Genomic DNA, 25,765 nt, shown 5'->3' with positions numbered 1-25,765 from the left:
TTGAACGCCCTTAGTTCTGGTTGACGGTCAGGCCATCAAATCCTGCGGTGAAGCCGGACAAAGACATATCCATTTCCAGAACCTGATCTGGAAAACGTGCAGGAACCAGAGAGAATTTCGCTTCGCTGCCCGCCTTCATGGCGTCGATATCACCTTTGCTCAGGCCCAGTTGCGCAATGCAGCCGACCGGAACGCAGTGGTGGTAGTTGTACAGTTTGCGTGGTGCGCCATCGATTGAAAGGGCAAGCTGCGCCTGCAAAAGCGTTTCAAGCGGTACGATCACGTTTGCCCATGCCACGGCTGCACCGCCTTCGGGCAGTTTGCCAATTGAGACTTCTGCAATCGGTTCACCTTGTTGGCCATTGAGGACTTGCACCAGAGCACACGGATCTGCGCCTTCCTGAGCCTTGATGCACGAAATATCCCAGTCGCCGGATTTCTCTTTGAGAAACTGCTCTCCGGTGCGAGGGCCGGTTTCGCCAAGATCCAGGCCGGTGTCAGCATCGGACGTGGGCGCTTCTTGCGCGTTGACGGCTCCGCATAACAGCGCAGCGGCCGCAATATTGAACGAGATAAGCTTCTTGATCATGAATGCCTCGGTTTGATGATTGAGCTTTTTGCCTCGTCTAGCACCGTTCGCGGCCCCTGTCAGGGGCTAAGAGATGCGAGCGTCTGAAAGTGAACGGAATTTTGCCTGACTAGGTGAATTTACCTGATTTCGGATAAGAAAAAGGGAACTGGTCAAGCAGCTCCCTTTTCCAAATGGTTCTCCCCGTCGGACTGGCCGACTTATTTATGCGCAAACCCTACGAAAGGGGCGCGCGTCGGTCAACTGCTAACCTGAAATTTTAATCTATGCGTCAGTTCGCGTTCATTAAACACAGCATCGCGCAAAAAAACCGTGCCCGAAGGCACGGCCAGTCAACAGGGAGGAAGTCTGCCCCCTTGCAGTTCACGCCGCAAAGAGAACGAATGGACTATCGCAGTCAAAGGTTAACTTTGTATGCTGGTCACGGATCGGTGAAAATTGAGGCAGTACATACATGGTCGATAATATCTTTTTGGGCGGCGCGGGTGATAATTACGATCAGCCGCAGGGGCTGACGTTGAAGTATGCCAACCGCCACGGCCTGATTGCCGGGGCCACGGGAACCGGCAAGACAGTCACCCTTCAAATCCTGGCTGAGGGGTTCTCCAAAGCCGGTGTTCCGGTGTTTCTGTCCGATATCAAAGGGGATCTGTCCGGTTTGGCATTGCCAGGCAGTAATACACACAAGCTGCATCAAGCCTTTGAGGACAGGGCCGGGCGCATCGGGTTTTCCGATTTTGCCTATGCGGCGTGTCCGGTGACGTTCTGGGACTTGTTTGGTGAAAAAGGGCATCCGGTTCGCACCACCGTGACCGAGATGGGCCCCTTGCTGCTGTCTCGATTGATGGAGTTGAGTGAGGCTCAGGAAGGCATCCTGAACATTGCGTTCCGTGTTGCGGATGAAGAGGGGATGCCTCTGCTGGATCTCAAGGACTTGCAGGCGCTGTTGGTCTGGATCGGTGAAAACAGAACGCAGTTGTCACTGCGGTATGGCAATGTGTCTACGGCGTCGATCGGCGCGATTCAGCGGCGGTTGCTGGTGCTGGAAAATCAGGGCGGGACCCGCTTGTTCGGAGAACCCGCGCTGGATTTGGCGGATCTGATGCGCACTGATGAAACCGGGCAAGGGGTGGTGAATATCCTTGCCTCGGACAAGCTTATGGGGTCGCCACGCCTCTATGCGACCTTCTTGCTATGGTTGCTCAGTGAGTTATTCGAGGAACTCCCCGAGGTTGGGGATCCGGACAAACCCAAGCTCGTGTTCTTTTTCGATGAGGCGCATTTGCTGTTCGACGATGCACCGAAGGTTCTGGTCGACAAGGTTGAACAGGTGGCCCGTCTGATCCGATCCAAAGGTGTCGGCGTCTATTTCATCACGCAAAATCCGGCCGATATCCCCGAGGATATTCTGGGCCAGCTGGGTAACCGGGTGCAACATGCTTTGCGGGCCTTCACTGCCCGTGATCGCAAGAACCTGCGACTGGCAGCCGAGACCTATCGTGAAAATCCAACCTTCGATACCGAAGTCGCAATCCGCGAGGTTGGAGTCGGTGAAGCCGTCACCTCGATGCTTCAAAAAAAGGGTGTTCCGGGCATGGTCGAGCGGACGTTGATTCGACCACCCGGTTCGCAACTGGGCCCGATCACAGATGCCGAGCGTCAGGCGGTTTTGAATGCGTCGCCTATGGCTGCGAAATACGATACGACGACGGATCGGAAATCAGCTTTTGAAATTCTTCAGGCCCGCGCCGATGCAGCGGCGAAGGCTGCAGAGGTTGCCGAATCCGAAGAGGTTCAGGAACAGCAAACACCGATGGAACGCGAGTATTCTTCGGCCCGAAGATACTCGGGGGGCCGTGTCGGGCGATCTTCTTCTCGCGTGACGCGTAAAAAAGATACGTTTGCATCCGCCATGAGCCAGGCTGTGATCAAAGAGTTGAAAGGAACAACCGGGCGCCGGATTGTGCGCGGTATCCTGGGCGGGCTGTTCCGCAATCGATGACAGGGAGGCGCCCGATGCGGGCGCCGACCGCATCACTTCAGGCGACGCTGACCTTCCTGCTGGCAGTAGGCATCTGCTTCGGGTACCGACATTTTGGTGGCCGGGAAATCGATGGCCCGGTCCCATGATACGCGGTTTGGCCGATAGAGTTGGCAGGTCACGACCCCTTTGGGTGTCTGAACCTTGATGGGCGTGGTTTCCAGATCTTTCGGCGAGGGAATACAGGCCGACAGGGTGGCCAGGACCGGCAACAGAACGATTGCTTTGGCGATAGGTGTTTTCATTGTGTGTACATGTACTCTTATGGGTGAGTGCGAAGGATATTGCCAAACGGCTTGGGGTGGTGTGAGCGGGCACCAGAAGTACCCACGCCCCGAAGCGCAGACGGTGCACCCGTTTATTCAGAATAGTCTTAAGAATCAAGAAACCGCGCCAGTATCCCGGCGCGGTTTCGATATTTTTGAGGATTTTGACCTATTTCTCGGGGATCAACCCTCTTGGGCTGAATCTGAGAACAATCAACAGGATAAGACCCATGGTGAACAGGCGCATATGGGCGGCGCTCTCGATGAGATGTGCCTTGAGCGCGCTGCCATCGGGCAAGCCAGAGGTGATCAGGTTCATCATCCACAGACCCATGGGTTCGACCTGAACCCACAGGAACCAGATCAGAAAGGCCCCCAGAACGGCGCCAAAATTGTTCCCCGATCCGCCAACGATCACCATCACCCACACCAGAAAGGTAAAGCGCAAAGGCTGGTAGGCGCTGGGTGTCAGTTGCCCGTCCAGTGTGGTCATCATCGCCCCCGCAATCCCGCAAATGGCTGAGCCGAGCACAAAAATCTGCAGGTGGCGGCGGGTAACGTCCTTTCCCATCGCTTCGGCGGCGACCTCATTGTCACGGATGGCGCGCATCATGCGGCCCCACGGACTTTTGAGGGCCATCTGCGCCATCCAAAGCAGGATCAGCAGAACGACCAAAAACAACACTGAGTAACCCAACTTGACCGACAGAGTCGAAGCGGTGACTGGGTCCAATCCCAGCCATTCCGCACGGGCAACAAAGCCGGGATCTTTTTGCAGGTCGATCTCGTACCCGACCACCGGGGCAGGGCGCGGAATGCCGTAGACGTTTTTCACGCCACGGGCCAACCAGTCTTCGTTCTTCATGATCGCGATAACGATCTCAGCGATACCGAGTGTAGCGATGGCCAGATAGTCCGAGCGTAATCCCAACGCCGTCTTCCCGATCAACCACGCCGCACCGGCTGCCAAAAGCCCGCCTGCTGGCCACGCAAATAGAACGGGCAAGTTCAGACCGCCAAGGTTGCCTTCTACCGCTGGGTTGATCGCCTCAACCACAGCGACATTCGGATCGAAAACCGCACGGAAAATAAAGAACCCGGCGATCAAAATACCAATGATCGAAAAGGTGCGAACGCGCCCCTTTGGCATCTTTTGTGCAACCAGAACCGCCGCGACGACCGTTGCTGCGCCAAGCAACAAGGCCAGAACAATGCCATAGCCACCGGCGGACCATGCTCCGGCTGTTGTAGGGGTCGAGACCAGTACGACGGCCAGACCGCCCAGCGCGACAAACCCCATGACGCCGACATTGAAGAGGCCGGCAAAACCCCACTGCAGGTTCACCCCGATCGCCATGATGGCCGAGATCAACCCCATATTCAGGATCAGAATGGCAGAGTTCCAGCTCTGTGTGAATCCTGTCAGCAGGATCAAGCCGCCAACACCTGCGAACAGCAGGGTATTTTTTGCTGCTTCGCTCATACCGCTTTCCCTTTGAACAGGCCCGTAGGTTTAAACAAAAGCACAATCAGCAGGATGACAAAGCTGACGGCGAATTTGTAATCGGTGGACAGGAACTGCACCAAACTGGACGGTGCCAGGCTTTCGGGCGCGGCATAGGTCAGCACCTTCTTCCAGGCATAGGTGATTGTGACCTCGGAAAACGCGATGATGAACCCACCTGCGATGGCCCCAAGCGGGTTGCCCAGACCTCCGACAATGGCCGAGGCGAAGATCGGCAGCAGAAGCTGAAAGTAGACGAAGGGTTTAAAGCTCTTATCCAGTCCGTAAAGAACGCCTGCGGTTGTCGCCAGCGCCGCGACGATGATCCAGGTTATCATCACAACACGTTCCGGGTTAATACCCGAGAGCAGCGCCAGATCTTCATTATCGGAATAGGCACGCATGGATTTTCCGGTGCGGGTCTTGTTCAGAAACCAGAACAGCAACGCGACTGCGACAACGGCCATGACAACGGTGATCGCCTGTGATGTTTTGATGGCCAAACCTTCGCTCAACCCGGTCATCGCTTTGAAATCACGCGCTGAGATCAGGAAACGGGCACCGTCCGAGAACCTTTGATCATCCGGGCCGATGACGAAGCGTACCAGACCATTCATGATGAACATCACACCCATCGAGACAATCACCAGAATGACCGGTTTGGCCTTCTGTTCCCGATAAAAGCGATAGACGACCCGGTCTGTAATCAGCACCAGAACCACGCACCCCAAAATCGCAAAGGGGAGCGCCAGCAATGCTGTCGGCAGCGGGCCAATGCCCACACCGGCAGCTTGCAGGCCCCACGTCACCAGAACGGCGATCATTGCGCCGAAGGCCATGGTGTCGCCATGGGCAAAGTTGGAAAACCGCAGGATGCCGTAGATCAATGTGACCCCCAGCGCCCCCAATGCCAGCTGACTGCCATAGGCAATCGCTGGCACGAGCACAAAGTTTGCAAGCGCAACAAGCGCGTTTAGTAGATCCATCTTTTCTTCTCACTGTCCGGGTGCGGCCTTATGGCATGGCGGTGTGAGAAGACACAACATTTGTGACCTCTTTTTTGGCATGTTCACCCTTGAAAACAAGAGTTTTTAAGTCGGATCAACTTATAGGATTATCGCAGGAGCCCCGGTCATTCGCAGCATGCTGGCCTTTGGTGGCCATATCATAGCTCAGATCATCGAAATCGACGACAAACGTGACCACGTCCTTGTCCATGATATGCAAGAATGTCAGTGAGTTGACCCCAGACAGGATGCGCGGCTCGCCCCGGATGGTATCCGTGACGATAAACCCGGCGTCGGTCGCGCCTGACCGGGCCAGCGTCACGGTGCTGCCATCCCCGTCCGAGACGCAGGTCACGACAAAATTAGCCCCGTCCAGAGGGCCGGCGTCGGACGCCAGAGCAAGTGAAGGAAGACCCAGAGCAAGCGTCAGTGCGATCAGATGTTTCATCGAAGTACCTTGTGTCGTTCTTGCCGGTCTGCCCGCGGGGTCGCAGGAACAGAGCGGCGTCATGAAAAGTGGGTACGGCCGAGCTGAGCCGACCGTACCCACAAATTAGTCAAGGTTTTTCGGGAGGAAAGGAGAGGACGGACATGCTCACATCCTCTTGATAAATCTTGAGATAATTGATCTGTCTAGATGGAATTCCGGCCAGACAGATCAATGGATCAAGCGCCGACTTCTTCACATTTTCCGTGATCGGTTCCGGCATGCGGACCCTTGATCGACAGGTCATATGACAGGTCGTCGGTGTGGACAACAAAAGTCATGACATCTTCGCCTTCTATATGCAGGAAAGTCATGTTGCCAACGCCTTTGAAAACGACGGCATCGCCCTCAATAAGCGGCGTTACGATGCTGCCCTTGTCTCCCTCAGCGGCGCGGTTGAGGCGCACTTCGCTGCCATCACGATCCGAAACGCAGACAAAGTAACGTTCTTCCGCTGTTGCAGACGTGGCGAGTAAAGCAGCGATGGCCACGCAGATCCATTTATTCATAAGGTTTTATCCTGATTTCAATTTTGTTCTTTGGCTCAGAAGGTCCACCGGGCGTCCACAAAATTCTGACTGGGCGATCCGACATGTTGATACCTTCTTGGCCCCGGCGATAGGGGGCCAATGTGACCGCATTACAGCCGATCAGAGGCATTCTTTGGCTCGTGAATTTGGCCAGAATCCCGGCCGCATCCTATTAAGGTGTATTCAAAACAATAGTTTAAATTGAGACCTCGAGGTCGTGTTGGATCGAGGGGGGTGACCACTGCCACATTACGGACAAAATGCAAATTTCAAAATGGGTTACGCCGACGTTGTCGCGTCTGCCAACTCAGACCTCAGTCAATTGCGCTACAAATAAATTTGGTTACTTCGTCAGAGATCATGGGTGAACTACCGACGTTGTAAACTGTTCTGATGTCTACCCAAATGCGTCTGCAACCGTATGGTCACTACCCTCCCAAGAAACTCTTACGCACCTCTGAATCAGCCAGTAATTCCTTGCCCGTGCCGGTATAGGCATTCCGCCCTTGCACCAGTACATATCCCTTGTCCGCGATCTCCAGCGCTTGGCGGGCGTTCTGTTCGACCATCAGGATCGGCAGGCCGGTGCGGGAAACCTCGATGATCCGGTCGAAAAGTTCGTCCATCACAATCGGCGACACCCCCGCCGTCGGTTCGTCCAGCATCAGAACCTTGGGTTGGGTCATCAGCGCGCGACCTACGGCGACTTGCTGACGCTGACCGCCGGACAACTCCCCAGCCGCCTGATGGCGCTTGTCCCGCAGGATCGGGAACAGCTCGTAAACTTGCTCCATTGTGTCCGAGATATCGTCGCGGCGAATAAACGCGCCCATCTCGAGGTTCTCCTCGACCGTCATCGAGGTGAAAATGTTCTGCGTCTGCGGCACGAAACCCATACCCCGGATCACTCGATCCTGCGGGTTGAGGTTGGTGATGTCCTCGCCGTCCAGCCGCACTGATCCGGCGCGGACATCCAACATGCCGAACACGGCCTTCATTGCGGTGGATTTCCCGGCTCCGTTAGGGCCCACAATGACGGCGATTTCACCTCTGTCCACGGCGATGGTGCAATCGTGCAGGATATCGGGGCCTTTGCCGTAACCACCGGTCATGGTGTCGCCAATCAGAAACGGGCCACCTTTGACATGTGTCGTTTCACCACTTTGGCGATGTGCCGGTGTCATGGTGCCCATGCCGGACGTGTTGGTGATCGAGGCGTCCTTGTTGCCGTGATCGTCCTGATAGGGATTATCGCCTGCGCCAGCGGTCATGTCTGGGCCTCCAGCTTGTTTTTGTTCTTAAGCCCGGTGCCAAGATAGGCCTCGATCACATGCTCGTTGGCCTTGATCTCGTCCAGAGTGCCTTCGGCCAGGACCTTGCCCTCGGCCATACAGATGACCGGATCGCAGATCTTGCCGATGAAATCCATGTCGTGTTCGATCACGACGAACGTATAGCCGCGTTCCTTGTTCAGGCGCAGAATCGTGTCGGCGATGGTCATCAGCAGGGTGCGGTTCACGCCGGCGCCGACTTCGTCCAGAAACACAATCTTGGCGTCGACCATCATGGTGCGGCCAAGTTCCAGCAGCTTTTTCTGCCCGCCCGAGACCTGACCGGCCTTGTGATCAGCCAGATGTTCGATGGTGAGGAATTCCAGCACCTCATCGGCCTTGGCACGCAGCGCGCGTTCCTCGTCCGCAATTCGCTTTCGTCCAAACCAGGTGTTCCACAGCGCCTCACCGGATTGCGCACCGGGCACCATCATCAGATTCTCGCGACATGACATCGAGGAAAATTCATGCGCGATCTGGAACGTGCGCAGCAGGCCCTTGTGAAACAGGTCATGCGGGGGCAGGCCGGTGATCTCTTCACCATCCATGAACACCTTGCCGCTGGTAGGGGGCAAAACGCCGGCGATCACATTGAACAGAGTTGTTTTTCCAGCCCCGTTCGGCCCGATCAGGCCAGTGATCGAACCTTTCTGGATTTCCAGCGATGCCCCATCCACCGCGTGAAAATTGCCGAAATGCTTATGCACGTCCTCGACGACGATCATACAGTCCCCTAGCCGCCGTTGTCGGCGCTTTCGTTTTCCCATCCCCCAAAAGAGGTGCGGCCTTTTTTCATTGAAACAGCCCGGGCACAAGTCCCGGGCTGCTTGATCTTACGGCTGATTTGCTAAAATCAACGGTAGTTGACGGTCTTCATCTCGCCGTCGACAACCTCGATCTCGCGATATGCGCCTGCGCTTTCACCGGGGCCGATCAGTTCAACGCCTGAGGCTCCGACATAATCGATGTCTTCACCTGCGGCCAGCAACTCCAGCCCTTTGGCCAGCTCACCCGGATAGATCTTTTCACCCGGAGCATTGGCTACATCCATGACCTTTGCGCCGTAGTCGGCAGGGGTAGTCGATCCAGCAGCCTGCATGGCCAGCATGATCAATGCCGCCGCATCGTAGGATTCAGGCACGAAGATTGACGAGCCGTCAAAACCCGCGCCCTCAGCCATTGAAAAGAAGTTGTCAGCAGCTTCACTGGTCGATCCCGGAGCCTGACCGAATGACCCGTTCAGATCGGGGCCAACGTTTTCGGGCAGCGAGTCGCCGATCATGCCACCAGGCAGGCCAAATGTATCAAACGCGCCGCTGTCCAGCGAAGACTGGATGATGCCCAGACCGCCCTGATCAAGATAACCGGCTACAACGAGGATATCGCCACCAGCCGAGGCCAGCGCGCCGACTTCGGCAGAATAGTCTGCCTTGCCGTCTTCGTGTGCCGCGACGATGGTGATCTCGCCGCCAAGAGCTTCGAACGAGCTTTTGATCGCCTCGGAAAGACCCTTGCCATAATCGTTGTTGGTGTAGGTCAACGCGATCGAGTTGATGCCGCGTTCCTTCAGGATATCCGCCATCACTTCGCCTTCACGCGCATCCGATGGGGATGTGCGGAAGAACAGGCCGTTATCCTCCATGACTGACAGGCCGGGAGACGTGGCCGAGGGTGAGATCATGACCATACCATTGGGAACGGCGACGTTTTGCAGAACCGCTCCGGTTACGCCCGAACAATCGGCCCCAACCAGACCGCTGATCCCGTCGGCGAGCAGACGTTCGGCGCTGGCTGTCGCCAAAGCGTTATCTGCACACCCCGAATCCGCACGGATGGGTGTCACTGTTGAACCATCCAGCAATTTCCCTGAATCGCTCACTTCCTTCATCGCGAATTCGGCGCCTGCAGCCATGGCAGGGGATAGCGATTCAATTGGGCCGGTGAAGCCGAACAAAATCCCGAGTTTCACGTCTTCGGCCATGGCAGTGCCGGCCAGCAGTGCGGTTGCTGCAGTTGCAGTAAGCAGCTTTTTCATTAGGTTACTCCCTGAATAGGTCTTCAAACTGCGCACGACCCTAGGCAAGCCGTCAGGAAAAGAAAAGTCCTAACGAAAAAGTGCTTTTGCGGCATTCAATTCTATCTGTTTTGTTAGAGCGAACGAGCGGCGACAGGGGTTCATCAATCGACGGAGGACACGGATGATCCGGTTCATAACGATTCTCATTTTGGTATGTGTCGGTCGGATGGGTTCGGCGGATACACTGCAGACGGCGTCTAGACCGGTACAGGTCATTCAGATGGTGGGTGGATTGGATACGCCTTGGGCCGTTGGTATTCTGCCGGATGGCAGTTTTCTGGTGACGGAACGTGACGGTGAACTTCTGCATGTCCGTAATGGCAAGAGCGAACGCGTGTCAGGCGCACCGAAAGTCGCCACCTCGGGGCAGGGCGGTTTGCTGGATATTACCGTCGCGCGGGATTTTGTCCGTAGCCGAGAGGTGTTCCTGACATTTTCCAAACCTCAAGGGAGTGGCGCGGGAACGGCCCTGGCGGTCGCGCGACTATCTGAGAATGGCAAACGTCTTACCAACCTGCGCGTGATATTCGAGGCCGCTCCGGGAGGGTCAGGAGGGCGCCATTTTGGCTCGCGTGTGGCCGAGGCGCGCGATGGCACATTGTTCGTGACCATCGGCGACCGGGGTGACGGGCCGTCTGCTCAAGATCGGTCGAACCATATGGGGTCCGTCATTCGAATTGCCCGTAACGGATCGGTTCCGCCCGATAATCCGTTTGTCGGACAGCCCGGCATCCGCCCCGAAATCTGGTCCTATGGCCATAGAAACCCTCAGGGCGCCGGATTGGATGCGCGTGGTCGGTTATGGGCGTCCGAGCATGGCGCCAAGGGTGGCGATGAAGTGAACCGAATACGCGAAGGTGCAAATTTCGGGTGGCCCGTCATTTCTTACGGCACCCACTATTCGGGTCAAAAGATCGGAGAAGGCACGACGAAAGCAGGGATGGAGCAGCCCGAGTTGTATTGGGACCCATCCATCGCCCCGTCCGGTCTGTTGGTTTACTCCGGTAAATTGTGGCCCCAGTGGCGGGGCGACATTTTTGTCGGTTCTCTGAAATTCGACTATATCGCACGCTTGGCCGGGTCACCTCTGCGCGAGGTTGAACAGATCAAAGGGTGGGAAACCGAGCGGGTCCGCGATATTGTCGAGGCACCGGACGGTTCGATCTGGTTCATTTCCGTGGGACAGGGGGCAGTTTACCGAATGACTCCCGGTTGAGAGATCAAACCGACAATCGACCGCCTTGGGCGCCGCGCTCCCGATAGGGTGTGGTGTTGTAGTGCGCCCGGTAGCATTTTGAGAAATGTGAGGGGCTGGCAAAACCACAGGCCAGAGCTACGTTGATGACACTCATATCAGTCTGCATCAGCAGATTGCGCGCCTTGTGCAGCCGCAATTCCATATAGTACCGCTTGGGCGACCGGCTGAGATAGCGGCGGAACAGACGCTCCAACTGGCGCGTCGACATGCCGACATCCTTGGCCAGAATCGAAGGCGAGATCGGCTCTTCGATGTTTTTCTCCATCATCAGAATAACCTGGCTAAGCTTGGGATGGCGTACACCAATGCGCGTCGGGGTGGACAGGCGCTGCGTATCCTGATCTGTCCGAATGGACGAATAGATCATCTGATCGGCCACAGCGTTGGCAAGCTCTTCGCCATAGTCATCAGCTATGAGCTTGAGCATCAGGTCGATCGATGACGTTCCGCCTGCGGTCGTCATCCGGTTTCCGTCAACCAGAAAAACTGATTTGGTCAGTTCGACATTGTCGAATTCTTCGGCGAAACTGTCAGAGTTTTCCCAATGGATCGTGGCGCGTTTGCCGTCCAACAATCCGGCTTTGGCCAAAGTAAAGGCCGCCGTGCAAAGCCCGCCAATCCGCAGGCCCTTGCGTGCCTCGCGGCGCAACCAGTTCAGGACTTTCTTGGTGGTGGCCGCCTGAACATCGACGCCGCCGCAGACAAGAATGACTTCGTCGCGTTGCAACTCTCCCAAATCGGCGTCCAGCTTGAAGGTGGTTCCAGCGGAACAAGACACAAGTTCCCCGCCTTCTCCGGCAAGTGTCCAAGTGTAAATCGTGCGATCAGCCATGCGATTGGCTATGCGCAGGCTGTCCAATGCCGACGCAAATGATAGCAAAGAAAACTTGTCCAACAGAACGAAAACAAAGTTGACGGGCTTGTCCGTGCTGCCGTCCACTGTGACAACTTGGCGTTGCTCTTGCATGGCGATTTGTCCTTGATTCGGCGACGGCTGCACATACGTCGCACTTGGTTTGCCCGACACCATGCTCAAAGCTTGTTTGCTGCGTCAAGAGGCGCAAATCGGATATGGTCTCTCATCCGTGCATTTTGTATAGAGACCACCTGAAATATATCAGCGGAGACCCAAGCTATGACCGAATGGCAAAAATCGAACTGGCGCAACAAGCCCCGGGTTCAGATGCCAGATTATACCGACGCGGCCGCACTGGCCAAAGTCGAGGCGCAGCTTTCGCAATATCCCCCGCTGGTCTTTGCAGGTGAAGCGCGGCGTCTCAAGCAACATTTGGGTGCCGCCGGTCGCGGCGAGGCCTTTTTGTTGCAGGGCGGGGATTGCGCTGAAAGCTTTGAACAATTCAGCGCGGATGCGATCCGCGATACGTTCAAGGTGATGCTGCAGATGGCAATGGTTCTGACCTACGGTGCCAAGGTGCCGGTGGTCAAAGTGGGCCGCATGGCTGGACAGTTCGCCAAGCCACGCAGTACGCCGACCGAGATCGTGGATGGTGTGGAACTGCCCAGCTACCGTGGTGACATCATCAACGAGCTGGCCTTCACGCCCGAGTCCCGAATTCCGAATCCGCAGAAGATGTTGCAGGCCTACACGCAGGCGGCGGCGACGCTGAACCTGTTGCGCGCGTTTTCGACCGGCGGTTTCGCGGATATGAGCCATGTCCACTCTTGGACTCTGGGCTTTGCCGACGGTCAAGACGTTCAGAAATACTCGGAAATCGCCGATCGTATTCAGGATTCGATCGACTTTATGGGGGCTGCGGGTATCACGGCAGATACCACCCATGAATTCTCCTCGGTTGAATTCTACACCAGCCACGAAGGTCTGTTGCTGGAATACGAAGAGGCGCTGACCCGTCTCGATTCGACATCCGGCAACTGGTTGGCAGGTTCGGGCCATATGATCTGGATTGGTGATCGCACCCGTCAGCCTGACGGGGCGCATGTCGAATTCTGCCGCGGTGTTCAAAACCCAGTCGGCCTGAAATGTGGTCCGACAACCACGGCAGAAGACCTGAAAGTTCTGATGTCCAAGCTGAACCCGGAAAACGAAGAGGGTCGTCTGACCCTGATCGCCCGCTTCGGCGCGGGCAAAGCTGGTGAGCACCTGCCGCGACTGGTCAAGGCCGTCAAGGAAGAGGGTGCCAAGGTTACTTGGGTCTGTGATCCGATGCATGGCAACACCATCAAATCGGCGACCGGTTACAAGACCCGGCCCTTCGATTCGGTTCTGCGGGAAGTCCGCGATTTCTTTGGAGTGCATCAGGCCGAGGGAACTGTCCCCGGTGGTGTGCATTTCGAGATGACCGGTCTGGACGTTACCGAGTGCACCGGCGGAGTGCGCGCCGTGACCGAAGAGGACCTGTCAGATCGTTACCACACCGCTTGTGATCCGCGTCTGAATGCGTCGCAATCACTGGAACTGGCTTTCCTCGTGGCGGAAGAGCTGACCAACCTGCGTCGCGACCGCGTGAAGCGCGAAGCAAGCTGATAGAATTGCAAGAACAGTAAGGGCGGCGGGTCTCAGGCCCGCCGTTTTTTTATGAGGTTACTCATCCCGTGAATTTTTTATGAGGTTACTCATCCCGTGAAACGACCAGCCGCAAGTGGCTGGCGGGACGTTTGAATTCGGTTTGATCTTCGGCAAATCCTGCGGCTTCCTGCATCGCCGGTTTTACTGGTGTTTGCAGATCGGATACCGCCATCACCCGCTTGTCCGAAACAGAGAAGCGGCGCGGTGTTGAACCAATTGTGCCATCACTGACCATAACACCCAGAATCCGGCTTACATCCCCAAGATCGCTTTTCAACGGCAGAAGGATCATGCGGGCCTGCAGACGGGCGCGACCCAACGCGCCGGTTGAAACCAGACCCAGCTCTGTCGTGGCTGGCGCGGCAAAGACCTGTTCGAGTATGTCTTTGACCTCTGCCCGTGCGTCCGCCTCGAAAAAGGCGGTCAGGGGCATCCCCCGGACCTCCATCCCGGCGAGTTTGTTCAAGTGGCTGCCAGCCAGACGAAATCGCGCCATCCCGGGGGCGATACGCTCCAGAATGAAAGTGTATTCCAGAACATTCTCTAATCCGCGCGGATCTACCTGCGACCGCATCGGCACTCCATCGCCTGTCAGTAAAGCAGTCCAATATGCCTCGGCCTGGCGGATCGGCGAAAGGCTGCGCCCACTGTCAAAGCGATCCATTGCGACGATCTTTCCAAATTTTGACCCGGAACCAGTCCCGAAAAAGGTTTTCATTTCCATCACCCTAACGTCCATCGACCGCGATTTTCATAAAATGCAACATATCAAGGATACTTGCGGTCCCACAGCCTTTGCTTTGGTCAGATTGACACGGGTTAAGACAATTTTGGAGTAATTCTTTAACGAATGGTTAACTTCTGCAGAACAATTGCAGTCTCAGCAAGGCCTTGCTCTGTGTCCGCCAATGGCATTAGGTGCGGCGAACAAGCAAAAAGACGGCAGCGAAAGAAAGGGCAGTCATGATCAGATCCATGACCGGGTTCGCCTCGGGGAAGGGGGCGCATGGCCCGCATCGATGGACGTGGGAACTGCGCAGTGTGAACGGCAAGGGGCTGGATATGCGCTTGCGGGTCCCCGAATGGCTGACCGGATTAGAGACCGCGTTGCGCGGAACGCTGACCAAATCCCTCAGTCGCGGAAACGTGACCCTTTCCATGCGCCTGAGCCGTGATGAAACAACGCCAGAGCTGGTCCTGAATCAAGCGGGGATGGCTGCGGCATTGGACGCGTTGGTGCAAACGCAAGAGATGGCCGCTGAAAGAGGGGTGGTTCTTTCCCCATCGCGTGCGACCGATCTGCTGGCGATGAAAGGAATGATGGACGCAGGCAATGACGCCGATGATCCCGCTCCGCTGGTTGCGCAACTGTCGACAGAATTCACAGCGCTATTGGAGGCGTTCATCGATATGCGCCGGTCCGAGGGTGAGGCGCTGGCGGATGTTCTGACCGCCCAGCTTGATCAGGTTGCCGCCCTCACCGTCAAAGCCGCCGAGCTTGCGGAACTGCGCAAGGGCAAGATGGCTGACGCTCTGCGCGAGAATCTGGCGCGTGTGCTGGACAATGCGCAGGGGGTCGATGCCGAACGGCTGGCACAGGAACTGGCCTTGATTGCGGTCAAATCCGACATTACCGAGGAAATTGACCGTCTGAAGGCCCATGTGACAGCTGCGCGCGATCTGTTGGGCCAGGACGGAGCGGTTGGCCGCAAGCTGGATTTCCTGATGCAGGAATTCAACCGTGAGGCCAACACATTGTGTTCCAAGGCGCAAAGCGCGGACCTGACCTCAGTCGGTCTGGAACTCAAAGCAGTAATAGATCAGATGCGCGAGCAAGTGCAGAACGTGGAATGAGAATGGAAACGACAGACATGGCGGATCGCCGAGGCCTACTTATCATCTTGTCATCCCCTTCGGGCGCGGGCAAATCCACTTTGGCTCGACGGTTGATGGCCTGGGATTCCGATCTGGAGTTTTCGGTTTCCGCCACGACACGCGCTCCGCGACCGGGTGAGGAACACGGCCGGGAATACTATTTTCAGACCGAAGACGCATTCAAGCAGCAGGTTGCCGATGGTCAGATGCTGGAACACGCGCACGTCTTTGGCAATTTCTACGGCTCACCGGCGGGGCCTGTGCGCGCGTCGATCAATGCGGGCAAGGACGTTTTGTTTGACGTGGATTGGCAGGGTGAGGTGCAGATCCGCAACTCGGATCTCGGCAAGCATGCTTTGTCTATCTTTATCCTGCCACCTTCGATCACAGAATTGCAGCGTCGTCTTGAAACCCGGGGGCAGGATAGTGAGGACGTGATCGGCAAGCGCATGCTCAAAAGCTGGGACGAAATCAGCCATTGGGGGTATTATGATTACGTTCTGGTCAACGACGATCTGGGCGAGACCGAAGAAAAGTTGAAGACCATCGTCAGCGCTGAACGGATGCGCCGGATTCAGCAACCAAGACTACAAGACCACGTTCGGACCCTGCAAAACCAATTCGAAGGTCTGTCATGACGATTTACGCCCTTGGCGAACACAAACCGCAGATTCACCAAGACACCTGGGTCGCGCCAGATGCCAATTTGATCGGCAAAGTGGTGCTGGAGCAGGGGGCCTCGGTCTGGTTTGGCTGTACGATCCGCGCCGATCATGAGGAGATTCGCGTAGGTGCAGGCAGCAATGTGCAGGAAAACTGCGTCATGCATATCGATGACGGCTATCCGTTGACCATCGGCACCAATTGCACCATCGGGCACAAAGTCATGCTGCATGGTTGCACTATTGGGGAAAACACCCTGATCGGCATGGGTGCGATCATTCTGAACGGGGCAAAGATCGGCAGGAACTGCCTGATCGGGGCAGGGGCTTTGGTCACGGAAAACAAGGAAATCCCCGATAATTCTCTGGTCATGGGATCGCCGGGAAAGGTTGTGCGCCAGATTGACGAAGCGACGGCGCAGCGGATCACTTTCAGCGCGCTGCATTATCAAGACAACATGCGCAAGTTCCGCGATACGATGAAGCCGGTTTTGACCAGCCCATAACAACAGCTCACAGAGTTCAAGACTATGTCCCAAGACCTGCTCGCTGAATTTGTTTCGGCCGTTCCGATGCCCGCGCTGATGGTGGATCAGACAGAACGCATCGTTGCGGCCAATACCGACGCGACAACGCTGTTGGGGCAGAATATACAAGGGCGCCATTTCGCCACCATTCTACGCCAACCACAGGTCATCGAGACCATTGAACAAAGCCTGCGAAATAAAGGGTCCTCGACAACCCGGCATCTGTCCAATGATGGCGCACAGGATACGACCTTTGAAGTTCAGTGCCGATATATGAGCGAGATTGCGGGCGGGGCGGTTCTGGCGATCTTTCAGGATGTGACCCATTTGGAACAGGCCAGCCAGATGCGTCGCGATTTTGTCGCCAATGTCAGCCACGAGTTGCGTACACCACTGACCGCCTTGATGGGCTTCATCGAAACCCTGCAGGGGCCAGCACGTGACGACGAGGCCGCACGTGACAGGTTTTTGCAGATCATGATGGACGAGGCCAACCGGATGAATCGGCTGGTGGGGGATTTGTTGTCTCTGAACCGGGTCGAAAGCGAGGAACGTGTTCGTCCAAAGAATAACCTCGAACTGACGGAGTTGCTGCAATCAACTCTCACTTCCTTACGTCCGCTGGCCGAAGATGCGAGTGTCACGTTGTCCTTGAATGCCCCGCAAGACCCGGTGTCGCTGATCGGCGACAGCGACCAGTTGCGTCAGGTGTTCACCAATCTCGTAGAAAACGCCATCAAATACGGCAGTAGTGGCGGCATTGTCGATGTGGTGCTGACCCTATCTGAGCGTGACGCGGCGGTCCGAGGTCCAGCGGCGCGTGTTCAGATCATCGACCAAGGCCCGGGTATCGACGTGGTCCATTTGCCACGCCTGACCGAGCGGTTTTACCGCGCCGATAGCCATCGGTCCCGCCAATTGGGGGGCACCGGACTGGGTCTTGCCATCGTCAAGCATATCGTCAACCGGCATCGGGGCCGATTGCGGGTAGAAAGCGAATTGGGCCAGGGCGCAACGTTTACAGTGATCCTGCCCTACGGTGCTGGTGAGCACTGACCGTTCTGATCACGCAGTACTGGCGTTGACCTTAATGCATGACAGCTTTGCATAATGTCAGGCAACTTTCTTTAGTCTTGTCATGAAACCGTTACACACGTGTCACAAAAGACTTACGCGTGCCTCTTAGAGGTTTGCTCAGGATCATCATTGGGATGATCAGCTAAAATCTTTGTCAAGGAGACTGAAATGTCCTTTGTAAAACTGTCGGCCTCTGTTCTTGCCATTGCTGCCGTATCGGCGACCACTGCCGCCGCTCGTGATCAGGTTCAGATTGCCGGTTCATCCACCGTGCTGCCTTATGCATCGATCGTGGCCGAAGCCTTCGGCGAGAACTTTGATTTCCCGACGCCGGTTGTTGAATCGGGCGGCTCCTCAGCTGGCCTCAAGCGTTTCTGTGAAGGTGTGGGCGAAAACACCATCGACGTGGCCAACGCATCGCGCCAGATCCGTGAAAACGAAATCAAGGTTTGTGCCGACGCGGGTGTGACCGACATTATCGAAGTTCAGATTGGGTATGACGGCATCGTCTTTGCCAGCGACATCAACGGCAACTCGTTCGAGTTCACACCGGACGACTGGTACAAAGCTCTGTCCGCGCAGATCGTCGTTGACGGCGCTCTGGCCGACAACCCTTTCAAGACATGGGATCAAGTCAATCCGAACTTTCCTGCGCAGCCTATCGCGGCATTCATTCCGGGTACCAAACACGGTACGCGTGAAGTGTTCGAAGACAAGGTGATCCTGGCCGGGTGCGAGCACACAGGTGACTTTGACGCTTATCTGGCAGCAGCCGAGGGCGACAGCGACAAGGCCAAGAAGAAAGCGGCCGAGAAAGCCTGTATCGCGCTGCGCACCGATGGCGTTTCGGTCGACATCGACGGTGACTACACCGAGGCTCTGGCCCGTATCGACAGCAACAAGGACGGTATCGGCGTCTTTGGTCTGGCGTTCTACGAAAACAACACAGACAAGCTGCAGGTTGCGACCATGTCGGATGTGGTTCCGTCGACCGAATCCATCTCCTCTGGCGAATACCCCGTTTCGCGCCCACTGTTCTTCTACGTCAAGAAAGCACATATCGGCGTGATCCCCGGCCTGAAGGAATATGCCGAGTTCTTCGTTGCGGACGAGATCGCAGGCCCCGACGGCCCGCTGGCTGAATATGGTCTGGTCTCGGACCCGGAACTGGTCAAAGTTCAGGATGCGGTTGCCAACGAAGCCACACTGGGTGGCGGCTCTTGAACCGATAGATTTTAGGACCGGGGCGATTGACGCGCCCCGGTTCTGAATGACTCTACCACTGCCATTCTGACGGAGTTCACATGGCTTTATCCTGGTTGCTTCTCATCCTGCTGGCTTTGGCCGTTCTTGGCTATTTCATCGGCCGATCCCGTGCTCTGGCAAGCGCAGGAGGCGATTCCCGTGATCTTCATTCCTTGCCCTCCTACTATGGTTACAACGTCGCGCTGACGTCATTGATCCCCGCCTTGGGACTGTTGGTCATCTGGCTACTGGTTCAGCCAATGATCGTGAGTAGCACGGTCACGAGCCTCATTCCCGACGACAGCATTTCCGAGGGATCAAACCGTGGTCTGATCATGAGCGAAGTGCGCCGTGTTGCCGACGGTCTGGATGGCGCCGTTGCCAAGGGGGCGTTGACCGAGCAAGAGGCGCGCAATGCAGACACCGATGTCGATGCGCTTACTGCAAAGCTGAAAGACGCCAGGCAGGTTTTGACACAGGACTTAACCAAGCCGATCTTGCTGGCAGCTCAAAAACACCGGGTGATGAATGCGGCAGGTACTGTCGCGATGCAGGTTTCGGTTCTGTTGTTGGCGCTGATGGGTGCTGCCTTTGCCTATGTCCGAACGCACAAGGATTTCCGCGCGCGCAACGTGGTCGAGCAGGGCATTCTGGCCCTTCTTCTACTTGCCGCGTCTATCGCAATTCTGACCACTGTGGGCATCGTTTTGTCGATGCTTTTCGAGACGATGAATTTCTTTCAGATGCATTCGTGGAAGGATTTCTTCTTTGGCAGCACCTGGGCCCCGAACTTTCGGGGCGGCAGCGAATTGTCAATCCTGCCGCTGCTGTGGGGCACGCTGTACATTTCGGTGATCGCACTGTTGGTGGCCGTGCCAATCGGTTTGTTCGCGGCAATCTATCTGTCGGAATACGCCTCTGGTATCACGCGGGCCATCGCCAAGCCGCTGTTGGAGATTCTGGCGGGTATTCCGACCATCGTTTACGGCCTGTTTGCTTTGCTGACCGTTGGTCCGGCGCTGGTGTCCATGTTCGGCGATGGCGGTATGCTTGGGGTCGGCTGGATGGCCAGTTCAAACGCTGTTCTGACGGCTGGGCTGGTTATGGGGATCATGCTAATCCCGTTTGTGTCTTCGCTGTCGGATGACATTATCAACGCGGTGCCGCAATCCATGCGCGACGGATCGCTCGGGTTGGGCGCCACACATTCCGAGACTGTGCGTCAGGTGATCCTGCCCGCAGCCCTGCCGGGCATTGTCGGGGCGGTTCTGCTGGCCGCCAGCCGGGCTATCGGCGAAACCATGATTGTTGTGATGGCTGCAGGCGCGATCGCCAAATTCTCGGGCAACCCTTTTGAGGCGATGACCACGATCACCACGCGGATCGTCAGCCAGTTGACCGGTGACACCGATTTTGCCAGCCCTGAAACACTGGTGGCTTTTGCGCTGGGTCTGACCCTGTTCATCATCACTCTGGGGCTGAATATCTTTGCCCTCTATATCGTACGCAAATACCGGGAGCAGTACGAATGACCGATATCACCCAAACACCGAATGCTCCGGTGCCAAGCGACAAACCCAAAGGTGGGTCGCTGTTCGAAAAAGACCCACGGACCAAGCGGCGCAATGCGGCCGAAGGCCGGTTCAAGATGTACGGAATCGCCGCGATCGGTGTCGGTTTGCTGATGCTGGTCGTGCTGGTGACAAATATTGTGACCGCCGGGATGGGGGCGTTCCAGCAAACCTTTCTTGAGCTGGACGTGACACTGCTGGAAAGCAAGCTCGATAAGAAGGGTAACCGCAACATCGATGACATCAAAAAGGTCTCTACCTTTGGGTATGCACCTCTGGTGTCAGCCGCTCTGGAAAGCGAAGTTGAAAAACTGGGCATCCAGACCGATCTGAAGCCCAAGAAGATGGCGGGCATTTTGTCCAAGGCCGCCATGGCGAAACTGCGGAACTATGTGGTGGCCAACCCTGATGAGATTGGTAAGACCGTCAGCTTCCGGTTTCTGGCGAACAGCCGCGTCGATGGTTACATCAAGGGCCGCGTCACGCGCGCGTCGATTGCCAACGACAAAAGCATCTCGTCTGAGCAGCTGGATTTCGTTGATCAACTGATTGACGCAGGTGTGCTGTACAAGGCGTTCGATCCCGATTTCATCTTTGGCGCAGACGCGTCTGATCAACGGCCCGAGGCTGCAGGGATCGGCGTATCCATGCTGGGATCGCTGTTCATGATGCTGGTCGTTCTGGCGTTGGCCTTGCCCATCGGCGTGGCCGCCTCGATCTATCTTGAGGAGTTCGCGCCGCAGAACCGCCTGACGGACATCATCGAGGTTAACATCTCGAACCTTGCCGCAGTGCCGTCCATCGTTTTCGGTATTCTGGGTCTGGCCGTGTTCATCAATTACATGCACCTGCCGACTTCGGCGCCGCTGGTGGGTGGCCTCGTGTTGACCCTTATGACCTTACCGACGATCATCATCTCGACCCGCGCGTCGCTGAAGGCGGTGCCTCCATCGATCCGCGATGCGGCGCTGGGGGTAGGGGCCTCGAAAATGCAGGCGGTGTTCCATCATGTTCTGCCATTGGCCGCACCGGGCATCCTGACCGGCACTATTATCGGCCTGGCGCAGGCGCTTGGGGAAACCGCGCCGCTGCTGTTGATCGGGATGGTGGGCTTTATTGCCTCGAACCCGCCCGACGGCATTGTGGAGGGCTTCTTGTCGCCGAACTCGGCCATGCCAGCGCAGATTTATGAATGGTCCAAACGCGCTGATCCAGCCTTTTACGAACGCGCCTGGGGCGGCATCATCATCCTGTTGCTGTTTCTGGTCACGATGAACACTATCGCCGTGATCCTGCGCCGCCGCTTTGAACGCCGCTGGTAATTGAGGGCTATAATGAACGATATGACTCGGATGGAGAGAACCGTGAACTCCAAAGCAATCAAGATCGCCGCGAGCGATGTTCAGGTTTATTATGGTGATACCCACGCCATCAAAGACGTGGACGTGGAAATCGAAGACAAGACAGTGACTGCCTTTATCGGTCCGTCTGGCTGCGGCAAGTCCACCTTTCTGCGTTGCCTGAACCGGATGAACGATACCATCGATATCTGCCGCGTGCAGGGCGACATCCTGCTGGACGGCGAAGATATCTATGACAAACGCGTTGATCCGGTACAGCTGCGCGCAAAGGTCGGCATGGTGTTCCAGAAACCCAACCCGTTCCCCAAATCGATCTATGACAATGTGGCTTACGGCCCGCGCATTCACGGGTTGGCCAAGAACAAGGCAGAACTGGACGAAATCGTTGAGAAATCACTGCGCCGTGCAGCGATCTGGAACGAGGTCAAAGACCGCCTGGATGCGCCGGGAACTGGTCTGTCTGGCGGTCAGCAACAACGCCTGTGCATCGCGCGCGCCGTCGCGACCGAGCCCGAGGTTCTGTTGATGGACGAACCCTGTTCTGCGCTGGACCCGATCGCGACAGCGCAGGTCGAAGAACTGATCGATGAATTGCGCAAGCAGTATTCTGTCGTGATCGTTACCCACTCGATGCAGCAAGCTGCGCGGGTTAGCCAGAAAACGGCGTTCTTCCACTTGGGTAATTTGGTCGAATTCGGGGAAACAGGCCAGATTTTTACCAACCCCGTAGACCCTCGCACGGAAAGCTACATTACAGGCCGGATCGGCTGAGCATAGGTATTCAGACATGACCGAACAACATATTGCATCCGCCTTCGACCGCGATCTCGAAACCATTCAGGCCCATATCATGAAAATGGGTGGTCTGGTCGAGGCGGCCATCATGGGTGCTGCGCGATCTCTTGAGACGCGTGACGAGGAATTGGCGCAACAGGTGCGCCAGGGCGACAAAGCCATCGACGCGCTGGAAGACGTGATCAACGAGGAAACTGCCAGATTGATCGCGTTGCGCGCACCCACGGCTGGGGATTTGCGGTTGGTGCTGTCGGTTCTGAAGGTTTCGGCAAACCTGGAACGCATTGGTGACTATTCCAAGAACATTGCCAAACGGACCACGGTTCTGACCAATGCGAGTGAGATCAACGGCAGCGCCGCGGCTCTGCGTCGTATGGCCCGTGAAGTTGAGGTGATGCTGCGTGACGCTCTGGACGCTTATATCCAGCGGGATGCCGAACTGGCAGCCGATGTGATTGTGCGCGACGAAGAGGTGGACCAGATGTATAACGGTCTGTTCCGCGAGCTCCTGACCTTCATGGCCGAGGACCCGCGCAACATTTCTTCCTGCATGCATTTGCACTTTATCGCGAAGAATATCGAACGCATGGGCGACCATGTGACTGCCATCGCCGAGCAGGTGGTATATCTGGTTACGGGCGAGCGTCCGACCGAAGCTCGGCCCAAGGCCGACACCACATCGCAAACCGCGTAGGAGGCAAGACAATGTCCGCTGATCAGCCGACTGTACTGGTTGTCGAGGATGAACCGGCCCAACGCGAGGTACTGGCCTACAATCTTGAGGCGGAAGGGTTCCGCGTTTCCAAAGCGGCCAGTGGCGACGAAGCGATGCTGTTGGTAGATGAAGATAGCCCTGACATCATCGTCCTGGATTGGATGATGCCAAATCTCAGCGGTATCGAAGTGTGTCGGCGATTGAAAATACGCCCGGATACTCGGTCGATCCCGATTATCATGCTGTCGGCACGTAGCGAAGAGGTCGATAAGGTGCGGGGGTTGGAGACCGGGGCGGATGACTATGTCGTCAAACCCTATTCCATCGTGGAACTGATGGCGCGGGTCCGGTCACAACTGCGCCGGGTGCGGCCTGCGACGGTGGGCATACGGTTGGAATTTGACGATATCGTACTGGATTCCGAGACTCACAAAGTCAGCCGCGACAGCAAGCCACTGAAACTCGGACCCACCGAATTCCGCCTTCTCAGCACGTTCATGGAAAAGCCGGGCAGGGTCTGGAGCCGCGAACAGTTGCTGGATCGAGTCTGGGGGCGCGATATCTATGTCGATACGCGCACCGTTGACGTCCATATCGGTCGTTTGCGCAAAGCTCTGACCCAGCATGGCGGCAATGATCCTGTACGCACGGTGCGCGGCGCGGGGTATGCTCTGGGGTGAGGCTGGGCAGGGGACTTGTGCGCAAAGTGCCTGGCTATGAGATTTACTCATGGTCCGCTGCGAAACTCTTGCTGTTTTTCGCAGCAGCCCCACGTTAGGTTGCAGCGAAGCTGACAGACCGGAGACACACCATGAATGCCCCCGACACTAAACCAACCTTGCGCGCCAAGGATGCTCCTGATCTGGGTACGTTTGCGTGGGATGATCCGTTCCGGTTGTCCGATCAACTGAACGAAGACGAGCGGATGATCACCGACAGCGCACGGGCCTATGCGCAGGAAAAGCTGCAACCACGTGTGACCGAGGCGTTTCAGAACGAAGAAACAGATCCCGAGATTTTTCGCGAGATGGGTGAAATGGGCCTGCTGGGCACCACGATCCCCGAGGAATATGGTGGTATCGGCGCGGGCTATGTGTCCTATGGCCTGGTCGCGCGTGAGGTCGAGCGGGTGGATTCCGGCTATCGCTCGATGATGTCGGTGCAAAGCTCTCTGGTCATGTATCCGATTTATGCATACGGCACCGAAGAACAGCGACAGAAATACCTGCCGAAACTGGCCAGCGGCGAATGGATTGGTTGTTTCGGCCTGACCGAAGCGGATGCGGGATCAGACCCGGCAGGGATGAAAACCCGGGCCGAAAAGATCGATGGCGGCTACCGGCTGACGGGTACCAAGATGTGGATCTCGAACGCGCCGATAGCGGACGTGTTTGTGATCTGGGCCAAATCAGACGCGCATGACGGCAAGATCAGGGGCTTTGTTCTGGACAAGGGGCAAAAAGGCCTGAGCGCGCCGAAGATCGAAAACAAGCTTAGTCTGCGCGCCTCGATTACCGGAGAAATCGTGCTGGACGGCGTCGAAGTGGACGAGGGCGCCTTGCTGCCTCATGTTCAGGGCCTCAAAGGACCGTTTGGCTGTCTGAACCGCGCCCGTTATGGCATCAGTTGGGGCGTGATGGGGGCTGCGGAATGCTGCTGGCACGCCTCATTGCAATACGGTCTGGACCGCAAGCAGTTCAATCGGCCCTTGGCACAGACTCAGCTGTATCAGCGTAAGTTGGCGGACATGCAGTCCGAGATCGCTCTGGGCCTGCAAGCGAGCCTGCGTGTGGGGCGTCTGATGGATCAGGCCGAAGCGGCGCCGGAAATGGTGTCGATCATCAAGCGCAACAATTGCGGCAAAGCGTTGGATATCGCGCGGATGGCGCGCGATATGCATGGCGGAAACGGAATTTCGCTGGAGTTCCAAGTGATACGTCACATGGTCAACCTAGAGACCGTGAATACATATGAGGGAACTCATGATGTCCATGCGCTGATCCTGGGGCGGGCGCAAACGGGACTTCAGGCGTTTTTCTAACCCGCCGTTGCCGGGTGTTCCCAGCCTTGGGAACATCGACCACAATGCAATCAAATCAGAGTGCTGATTCGCCGCGTCTGCGTTTAAGTGGATGCGGCGTTTTATGTGTTGCGTCTGTTGGTAGGGTTTGCAGTGCCCGTCAGTGATGGCCTGTGGTCAACATTGACCGACCACTGCAAACATCCAGATATTGCTGTTTGGGTGTGTTTCGATGTCGCCGCAAACGTCTGATCCTTGTGCCCTTCATTTCGCTTGCTC

At 56.5% G+C, this 25,765-nt stretch carries 25 protein-coding genes; 14 read left to right on the top strand and 11 right to left on the bottom strand.

The window, feature by feature from the left end:
- Positions 1–10 precede the first annotated feature (10 nt).
- Positions 11–589: an invasion associated locus B family protein gene (locus HW561_RS05650; RefSeq protein WP_176862584.1), complete on the bottom strand. Its 579-nt coding sequence runs from the start codon at positions 587–589 to the stop codon at positions 11–13.
- Between the two features lie 454 nt (positions 590–1,043).
- On the opposite strand from HW561_RS05650, the gene HW561_RS05645 reads away from it, so the two are divergent.
- The gene (locus tag HW561_RS05645; RefSeq protein WP_176862582.1) at positions 1,044–2,591 is read left to right on the top strand and encodes a helicase HerA-like domain-containing protein; all 1,548 of its coding nucleotides are present in this window, start codon (positions 1,044–1,046) and stop codon (positions 2,589–2,591) included.
- Positions 2,592–2,623: 32 nt separating this feature from the next.
- On the opposite strand, the gene HW561_RS05640 is transcribed toward HW561_RS05645, so the two are convergent.
- The 8 genes from HW561_RS05640 to HW561_RS05605 all read right to left on the bottom strand — a co-directional run bounded on the left by HW561_RS05640 (position 2,624) and on the right by HW561_RS05605 (position 9,790).
- Positions 2,624–2,875 (bottom strand): hypothetical protein, encoded by a 252-nt coding sequence (locus HW561_RS05640; protein WP_176862580.1) that lies wholly within the window; start codon positions 2,873–2,875, stop codon positions 2,624–2,626.
- Between the two features lie 190 nt (positions 2,876–3,065).
- The gene (locus HW561_RS05635) at positions 3,066–4,379 is read right to left on the bottom strand and encodes a branched-chain amino acid ABC transporter permease (protein WP_176862578.1); all 1,314 of its coding nucleotides are present in this window, start codon (positions 4,377–4,379) and stop codon (positions 3,066–3,068) included.
- Complete coding sequence (locus HW561_RS05630) at positions 4,376–5,386, bottom strand: branched-chain amino acid ABC transporter permease (RefSeq protein WP_176862576.1); 1,011 nt, start codon at positions 5,384–5,386, stop codon at positions 4,376–4,378. The genes HW561_RS05635 and HW561_RS05630 overlap by 4 nt, the downstream gene beginning before the upstream one ends.
- A 115-nt stretch (positions 5,387–5,501) precedes the next feature.
- A complete protein-coding gene (locus HW561_RS05625; protein ID WP_176862574.1) occupies positions 5,502–5,855 on the bottom strand; it encodes a hypothetical protein in 354 nt (117 codons plus the stop codon).
- A gap of 218 nt (positions 5,856–6,073) precedes the next feature.
- The gene (locus tag HW561_RS05620) at positions 6,074–6,403 is read right to left on the bottom strand and encodes a hypothetical protein (RefSeq protein ID WP_176862572.1); all 330 of its coding nucleotides are present in this window, start codon (positions 6,401–6,403) and stop codon (positions 6,074–6,076) included.
- 449 nt (positions 6,404–6,852) lie between these two features.
- Positions 6,853–7,695 (bottom strand): ABC transporter ATP-binding protein, encoded by an 843-nt coding sequence (locus HW561_RS05615; RefSeq protein WP_176862570.1) that lies wholly within the window; start codon positions 7,693–7,695, stop codon positions 6,853–6,855.
- The gene (locus HW561_RS05610) at positions 7,692–8,480 is read right to left on the bottom strand and encodes an ABC transporter ATP-binding protein (protein WP_176862568.1); all 789 of its coding nucleotides are present in this window, start codon (positions 8,478–8,480) and stop codon (positions 7,692–7,694) included. Before HW561_RS05610 ends, HW561_RS05615 begins: the two co-directional genes overlap by 4 nt.
- Positions 8,481–8,608: 128 nt before the next feature.
- Positions 8,609–9,790: an ABC transporter substrate-binding protein gene (locus HW561_RS05605; protein WP_176862566.1), complete on the bottom strand. Its 1,182-nt coding sequence runs from the start codon at positions 9,788–9,790 to the stop codon at positions 8,609–8,611.
- A 163-nt stretch (positions 9,791–9,953) separates the two neighbouring features.
- Here HW561_RS05605 and HW561_RS05600 point away from each other — a divergent pair, with 163 nt between their 5' ends.
- Positions 9,954–11,048, top strand: a complete 1,095-nt coding sequence (locus tag HW561_RS05600; RefSeq protein WP_176862564.1) for a PQQ-dependent sugar dehydrogenase — start codon at positions 9,954–9,956, stop codon at positions 11,046–11,048.
- A gap of 4 nt (positions 11,049–11,052) precedes the next feature.
- On the opposite strand, the gene HW561_RS05595 is transcribed toward HW561_RS05600, so the two are convergent.
- Complete coding sequence (locus HW561_RS05595; RefSeq protein WP_176862562.1) at positions 11,053–12,057, bottom strand: GlxA family transcriptional regulator; 1,005 nt, start codon at positions 12,055–12,057, stop codon at positions 11,053–11,055.
- Positions 12,058–12,225: 168 nt separating this feature from the next.
- Here HW561_RS05595 and HW561_RS05590 point away from each other — a divergent pair, with 168 nt between their 5' ends.
- Complete coding sequence (locus HW561_RS05590; protein WP_176862560.1) at positions 12,226–13,596, top strand: class II 3-deoxy-7-phosphoheptulonate synthase; 1,371 nt, start codon at positions 12,226–12,228, stop codon at positions 13,594–13,596.
- 85 nt (positions 13,597–13,681) lie between these two features.
- On the opposite strand, the gene HW561_RS05585 is transcribed toward HW561_RS05590, so the two are convergent.
- A complete protein-coding gene (locus tag HW561_RS05585; protein ID WP_176862558.1) occupies positions 13,682–14,356 on the bottom strand; it encodes a PAS domain-containing protein in 675 nt (224 codons plus the stop codon).
- Positions 14,357–14,601: 245 nt separating this feature from the next.
- On the opposite strand from HW561_RS05585, the gene HW561_RS05580 reads away from it, so the two are divergent.
- From HW561_RS05580 to HW561_RS05530, 11 genes are all read left to right on the top strand, one after another.
- The gene (locus tag HW561_RS05580; RefSeq protein WP_176862556.1) at positions 14,602–15,492 is read left to right on the top strand and encodes a YicC/YloC family endoribonuclease; all 891 of its coding nucleotides are present in this window, start codon (positions 14,602–14,604) and stop codon (positions 15,490–15,492) included.
- A gap of 17 nt (positions 15,493–15,509) precedes the next feature.
- Entirely contained in the window at positions 15,510–16,151 is a 642-nt protein-coding gene (gene gmk / locus HW561_RS05575) for a guanylate kinase (protein ID WP_176863634.1), read from the top strand.
- Positions 16,148–16,681 carry a gamma carbonic anhydrase family protein gene (locus HW561_RS05570; protein WP_176862554.1) on the top strand — a complete coding sequence of 178 codons (534 nt, stop codon included), beginning with the start codon at positions 16,148–16,150 and terminating at the stop codon, positions 16,679–16,681. The genes gmk and HW561_RS05570 overlap by 4 nt, the downstream gene beginning before the upstream one ends.
- A 24-nt stretch (positions 16,682–16,705) precedes the next feature.
- Positions 16,706–17,758, top strand: coding sequence for a sensor histidine kinase (locus HW561_RS05565; protein WP_176862552.1), 1,053 nt, complete (start codon positions 16,706–16,708; stop codon positions 17,756–17,758).
- A 189-nt stretch (positions 17,759–17,947) separates the two neighbouring features.
- Positions 17,948–19,003, top strand: coding sequence for a substrate-binding domain-containing protein (locus HW561_RS05560; protein ID WP_176862550.1), 1,056 nt, complete (start codon positions 17,948–17,950; stop codon positions 19,001–19,003).
- Positions 19,004–19,083: 80 nt separating this feature from the next.
- Positions 19,084–20,556 carry a phosphate ABC transporter permease subunit PstC gene (gene pstC, locus HW561_RS05555; protein WP_176862548.1) on the top strand — a complete coding sequence of 491 codons (1,473 nt, stop codon included), beginning with the start codon at positions 19,084–19,086 and terminating at the stop codon, positions 20,554–20,556.
- Entirely contained in the window at positions 20,553–21,917 is a 1,365-nt protein-coding gene (gene pstA, locus HW561_RS05550; protein ID WP_176862546.1) for a phosphate ABC transporter permease PstA, read from the top strand. The genes pstC and pstA overlap by 4 nt, the downstream gene beginning before the upstream one ends.
- A gap of 12 nt (positions 21,918–21,929) precedes the next feature.
- Positions 21,930–22,727, top strand: a complete 798-nt coding sequence (pstB, locus tag HW561_RS05545) for a phosphate ABC transporter ATP-binding protein PstB (RefSeq protein ID WP_176862544.1) — start codon at positions 21,930–21,932, stop codon at positions 22,725–22,727.
- Positions 22,728–22,743: 16 nt separating this feature from the next.
- Complete coding sequence (gene phoU, locus HW561_RS05540) at positions 22,744–23,445, top strand: phosphate signaling complex protein PhoU (RefSeq protein WP_176862542.1); 702 nt, start codon at positions 22,744–22,746, stop codon at positions 23,443–23,445.
- An 11-nt stretch (positions 23,446–23,456) separates the two neighbouring features.
- Complete coding sequence (phoB, locus tag HW561_RS05535; protein WP_176862540.1) at positions 23,457–24,146, top strand: phosphate regulon transcriptional regulator PhoB; 690 nt, start codon at positions 23,457–23,459, stop codon at positions 24,144–24,146.
- Positions 24,147–24,277: 131 nt separating this feature from the next.
- Positions 24,278–25,507, top strand: coding sequence for an acyl-CoA dehydrogenase (locus HW561_RS05530; protein WP_176862538.1), 1,230 nt, complete (start codon positions 24,278–24,280; stop codon positions 25,505–25,507).
- Positions 25,508–25,765 lie beyond the last annotated feature (258 nt).

It is taken from the genome of Ruegeria haliotis (assembly GCF_013377785.1).
GTDB lineage: Bacteria > Pseudomonadota > Alphaproteobacteria > Rhodobacterales > Rhodobacteraceae > Ruegeria > Ruegeria haliotis.
The sequence above is the reverse complement of the archived record's forward strand: the minus strand, read 5'-3'. Positions and strand labels throughout refer to the sequence as shown.

What these genes read in the sequence shown, in the direction of transcription:
- HW561_RS05650 (WP_176862584.1), bottom strand. Translation starts at nt 589, where the DNA reads ATGATCAAGAAGCTTATCTCGTTCAATATTGCGGCCGCTGCGCTGTTA.
- HW561_RS05645 (WP_176862582.1), top strand. Translation starts at nt 1,044, where the DNA reads ATGGTCGATAATATCTTTTTGGGCGGCGCGGGTGATAATTACGATCAG.
- HW561_RS05640 (WP_176862580.1), bottom strand. Translation starts at nt 2,875, where the DNA reads ATGAAAACACCTATCGCCAAAGCAATCGTTCTGTTGCCGGTCCTGGCC.
- HW561_RS05635 (WP_176862578.1), bottom strand. Translation starts at nt 4,379, where the DNA reads ATGAGCGAAGCAGCAAAAAATACCCTGCTGTTCGCAGGTGTTGGCGGC.
- HW561_RS05630 (WP_176862576.1), bottom strand. Translation starts at nt 5,386, where the DNA reads ATGGATCTACTAAACGCGCTTGTTGCGCTTGCAAACTTTGTGCTCGTG.
- HW561_RS05625 (WP_176862574.1), bottom strand. Translation starts at nt 5,855, where the DNA reads ATGAAACATCTGATCGCACTGACGCTTGCTCTGGGTCTTCCTTCACTT.
- HW561_RS05620 (WP_176862572.1), bottom strand. Translation starts at nt 6,403, where the DNA reads ATGAATAAATGGATCTGCGTGGCCATCGCTGCTTTACTCGCCACGTCT.
- HW561_RS05615 (WP_176862570.1), bottom strand. Translation starts at nt 7,695, where the DNA reads ATGACCGCTGGCGCAGGCGATAATCCCTATCAGGACGATCACGGCAAC.
- HW561_RS05610 (WP_176862568.1), bottom strand. Translation starts at nt 8,480, where the DNA reads ATGATCGTCGTCGAGGACGTGCATAAGCATTTCGGCAATTTTCACGCG.
- HW561_RS05605 (WP_176862566.1), bottom strand. Translation starts at nt 9,790, where the DNA reads ATGAAAAAGCTGCTTACTGCAACTGCAGCAACCGCACTGCTGGCCGGC.
- HW561_RS05600 (WP_176862564.1), top strand. Translation starts at nt 9,954, where the DNA reads ATGATCCGGTTCATAACGATTCTCATTTTGGTATGTGTCGGTCGGATG.
- HW561_RS05595 (WP_176862562.1), bottom strand. Translation starts at nt 12,057, where the DNA reads ATGCAAGAGCAACGCCAAGTTGTCACAGTGGACGGCAGCACGGACAAG.
- HW561_RS05590 (WP_176862560.1), top strand. Translation starts at nt 12,226, where the DNA reads ATGACCGAATGGCAAAAATCGAACTGGCGCAACAAGCCCCGGGTTCAG.
- HW561_RS05585 (WP_176862558.1), bottom strand. Translation starts at nt 14,356, where the DNA reads ATGAAAACCTTTTTCGGGACTGGTTCCGGGTCAAAATTTGGAAAGATC.
- HW561_RS05580 (WP_176862556.1), top strand. Translation starts at nt 14,602, where the DNA reads ATGATCAGATCCATGACCGGGTTCGCCTCGGGGAAGGGGGCGCATGGC.
- gmk (WP_176863634.1), top strand. Translation starts at nt 15,510, where the DNA reads ATGGCGGATCGCCGAGGCCTACTTATCATCTTGTCATCCCCTTCGGGC.
- HW561_RS05570 (WP_176862554.1), top strand. Translation starts at nt 16,148, where the DNA reads ATGACGATTTACGCCCTTGGCGAACACAAACCGCAGATTCACCAAGAC.
- HW561_RS05565 (WP_176862552.1), top strand. Translation starts at nt 16,706, where the DNA reads ATGTCCCAAGACCTGCTCGCTGAATTTGTTTCGGCCGTTCCGATGCCC.
- HW561_RS05560 (WP_176862550.1), top strand. Translation starts at nt 17,948, where the DNA reads ATGTCCTTTGTAAAACTGTCGGCCTCTGTTCTTGCCATTGCTGCCGTA.
- pstC (WP_176862548.1), top strand. Translation starts at nt 19,084, where the DNA reads ATGGCTTTATCCTGGTTGCTTCTCATCCTGCTGGCTTTGGCCGTTCTT.
- pstA (WP_176862546.1), top strand. Translation starts at nt 20,553, where the DNA reads ATGACCGATATCACCCAAACACCGAATGCTCCGGTGCCAAGCGACAAA.
- pstB (WP_176862544.1), top strand. Translation starts at nt 21,930, where the DNA reads ATGAACGATATGACTCGGATGGAGAGAACCGTGAACTCCAAAGCAATC.
- phoU (WP_176862542.1), top strand. Translation starts at nt 22,744, where the DNA reads ATGACCGAACAACATATTGCATCCGCCTTCGACCGCGATCTCGAAACC.
- phoB (WP_176862540.1), top strand. Translation starts at nt 23,457, where the DNA reads ATGTCCGCTGATCAGCCGACTGTACTGGTTGTCGAGGATGAACCGGCC.
- HW561_RS05530 (WP_176862538.1), top strand. Translation starts at nt 24,278, where the DNA reads ATGAATGCCCCCGACACTAAACCAACCTTGCGCGCCAAGGATGCTCCT.